Below are 3,112 nucleotides of genomic sequence, written 5' to 3'. Positions count from 1 at the left end.
ACATGCGGGTCCTTCCGGGGTTCCGGGTGCCGGGCGGCGCGTGCGGGGTCAGGGCGTGAGGGCGGGCTCCTCGGGCTCGGACAGCGACAGCACCGCGCCCACGACGCCCGGAACGGCGGCCACCTGGCGCTCGACGGCGGCCAGCACGTGCGACGCCTCGTCCTCGGCGGGGTTGCCGGCCAGGTCGACCGCGCCGACCAGGAACAGCTGGCGCGCGCCGACCACCTCCAGCCGCAGCTGGGTGACCCGCGCGACCTCGGGCATGGCGAGCAGCGCCCGCACCGCGGCACCCTGCAGCGCGGGGTCGGCCGTCTCCCCCACCAGGAACCGGCGGTTCCGGTCGATGAGCAGCACCGCAACCACGGCGAGCAGCACGCCCACGAGGATCGAGCCGACCGCGTCCGGGACCGGCGAGCCCGTGACCTGGTGCAGCGCGATCCCGGTGCCCGCGATCACGATGCCGACCAGCGCCGCCGCGTCCTCGAAGAACACCGCGCGCACCGTCGGGTCGGACGTGGCGAGCACGTGGTCCCACAGGTCCATGTCGCGCCGCGCGGCGGCCCGGCGCGCCTGCCGCCAGGCCTGCAGGAAGGACGTGCCCTCCAGCAGGAACGCCACGCCCAGCACCACGTAGGCCACGACGTACGACGACGCGGGCTCCGGGTGCACGAGCTCCTGGACGCCGTGCGTGATGGACACGCCCGCGCCGACGGCGAACAGCCCGATCGCGGCGAACAGCGACCAGACGTAGACCTCGCGGCCGTACCCCAGGGGGTGCGACCGGTCCGGCGCCCGGGCCGAGCGGCGCTGGGCGAGCAGCAGGAACACCTCGTTCCCGGTGTCCGCCCAGGAGTGCGCCGCCTCCGCGAGCATCGACGCCGCCCCGGTGAGGACCGCGGCGACGGTCTTCGCGACCGCGATGAGCGCGTTGGCGGCGAACGCGACGACCACGGTGAGCGTGCTCTCGTCCCGCCCGCCCGCCGTCGCGCGCGGGCCGTCCGGGGTCGTGACGGGGCTGGTCATGGTCCCGGAGTAGCACAGCGCCGGGCGTCCCGCACGGGCGGGCCGGGGGCGCCGCGGGCGGGGAGACGGACCGTCGCCGTCCCGTCTAGGCTCGTCGGGATGCCTGCACCCGACGCCGACCCCCGGACCGCCGCGAGCCCGGCACCGGACCGTCCCGGCCGACGCCGCCGGTGGCTCGGCCGCGCCCTGCTCGCCGTCGTCGCGCTGCTCGCCTCGCTGGTCTTCGGGGTCACGACGGCCACCGCGGAGTCGAGCCTCGGCCCGCACGAGGCGCGGTACGACGTCACCACCGACGCCACCGTGACGATCGACCTCGGGCCGTTCGGCACGCTGCAGATCGACTCGCCGCTCCCGCTCGGGCTCGGCGCGCGGGTCACGGTCGAGGAGATCCCCGCGGACGTCGACGCGCTGCACGGCATCGACACGCTCCAGGCCCTCACCGGCGACCTGAACTCCTACCTGCAGTTCTTCACCGGCCCGCAGGCGACGATCGAGGACGCGGCCCGGGCCCTGGTCGTGGACGCGCTGTGGCGGACCCTCGCCGCCCTCGTGGTGCTCGTCGCGGCGTGGACCGCCGGGTGGTGGCTCCTCGGGCCGGCGCGGCGCGAGGAGCTGGCCGGGTGGCTCGCCCCGCGCACCGCCCAGCTCACCGCCGGCGGCCTCGCGGTCGTGCTGGTCGGGACCCTGGTGACCGCGAGCGAGCGCGGCGAGGCCGCGGAGCGCACCGCCTCGCAGACCGCCTCGGCCGTGTTCGACGGCACACCGCTGGAGGGCGCGCGGATCACCGGCCGCCTCGGCGGGATCGTCGACACCTACGGCGGGCTGGTGGTGAAGGCGTTCCAGGACAACGAGGAGTTCTACGACCGGGCCGACGGCGCGCTCGTCGCGGCCTGGGCCGGCTGGGAGGAGCGGCGCGACGCCGTGGAGGCCGACGCCGCGGGTGAGGAGGACGCCGACGCCGACGCCGCCCCGGCGGCCGCCGGCGGGTCGCCGACGCCGACGCCGACGCCCGAGGAGTCCACCGAGGAGGAGGAGCCGCTCACCCTGCTCGTCATCTCCGACCTGCACTGCAACGTCGGCATGGCCCCGCTGATCACCTCGCTCGCCGAGATGTCGGGCGCCGAGGTGGTGCTCGACGCGGGCGACACCACGATGAACGGCACCTCGGTCGAGCAGTACTGCGTGACCACGTTCGCCCGCGCGATCCCGAGCGGCGTCGACCTGGTCACCGCGCCGGGCAACCACGACTCCGCCGAGACCACCGCGCAGTACGCGCGCGCCGGCGCCACCGTCCTGGACGGCGGCGTCATCGACGTGCGCGGCATGCGGATCCTCGGCGACAAGGACCCGAAGGCCACCCGCCTGATCACGACGCAGACCCAGGACGAGTCCTACGCCGAGGTCGGCGAGCGGCTGTCGGAGGTCGCCTGCGAGGACCCGGACGGGGTCGACCTGGTGCTGTTCCACAACCCGCGCACGGCGCCGGCGCTGCTCGCCGACGGCTGCGTGCCCGCGCTCGTCTCCGGCCACATGCACACCCGGACGGACCCGGAGCAGATCGGCGAGGGCATCCGGTACACCTCCTCCTCCACCGCCGGGGCGCAGGAGAACGAGCCGCGCATCGGCCCGCTCAAGGGCACCGCGGAGATGACGCTGCTGCGCTGGGACCCGACCAGCCGGCGGATCCTCGACTGGCAGCTGGTCGAGATCGGCACCGACGCCGGGGCGGTCGTGCACGACCCGGTCCGCTGGCCGGCAGTCGTCCCGGAACCCGAGGACGAAGTGGGGGCGCCGTCGGCGACGCCCACCGAGGCGGCGACGGAGCCCGCCGCGCCCTGACGCGCCGCCCCGGGTCCGGGCGGTGCCGGGCGGCGCACGCCCGACACGTCCGTCCGGGACCTGAGACGCCGGCACCGGATCCGTGCGGTGCCGGGTGCCGCGTGCCACACTCGCCGCCATGACCTCCGCGCTCCCGACGTGCCGCTCGCTGCGGCGCGCCTGCGCGTGTCCGCTCTGTCGGGCCTGACCGCCACCCCCGCCGTCAGATCCGCGCGGGACGTCGTCGTCCCGCCCCGCCGCCCGCGAGCGG

Annotated in this window: 2 protein-coding genes; one reads left to right on the top strand and one right to left on the bottom strand. The window is 76.2% G+C overall.

What is annotated here, in order from left to right; genetic code table 11:
* Positions 1 to 48 precede the first annotated feature (48 nt).
* On the bottom strand, positions 49 to 1,023 hold the full coding sequence (locus MHY85_RS20660) for a cation diffusion facilitator family transporter (protein WP_239200285.1): 975 nt from the start codon (positions 1,021 to 1,023) through the stop codon (positions 49 to 51).
* A 99-nt stretch (positions 1,024 to 1,122) separates the two neighbouring features.
* On the opposite strand from MHY85_RS20660, the gene MHY85_RS20655 reads away from it, so the two are divergent.
* A complete protein-coding gene (locus tag MHY85_RS20655) occupies positions 1,123 to 2,862 on the top strand; it encodes a metallophosphoesterase (protein ID WP_239200282.1) in 1,740 nt (579 codons plus the stop codon).
* The last annotated feature ends 250 nt before the right edge of the window (positions 2,863 to 3,112 follow it).

The organism is Cellulomonas sp. ACRRI, assembly GCF_022346185.1.
Taxonomy (GTDB): Bacteria; Actinomycetota; Actinomycetes; order Actinomycetales; family Cellulomonadaceae; genus Cellulomonas.
The sequence above is the reverse complement of the archived record's forward strand: the minus strand, read 5'-3'. Positions and strand labels throughout refer to the sequence as shown.

Coding starts and splice junctions, on each gene's coding strand:
- MHY85_RS20655 (WP_239200282.1), top strand. CDS start 1,123: ATGCCTGCACCCGACGCCGACCCCCGGACCGCCGCGAGCCCGGCACCG.
- MHY85_RS20660 (WP_239200285.1), bottom strand. CDS start 1,023: ATGACCAGCCCCGTCACGACCCCGGACGGCCCGCGCGCGACGGCGGGC.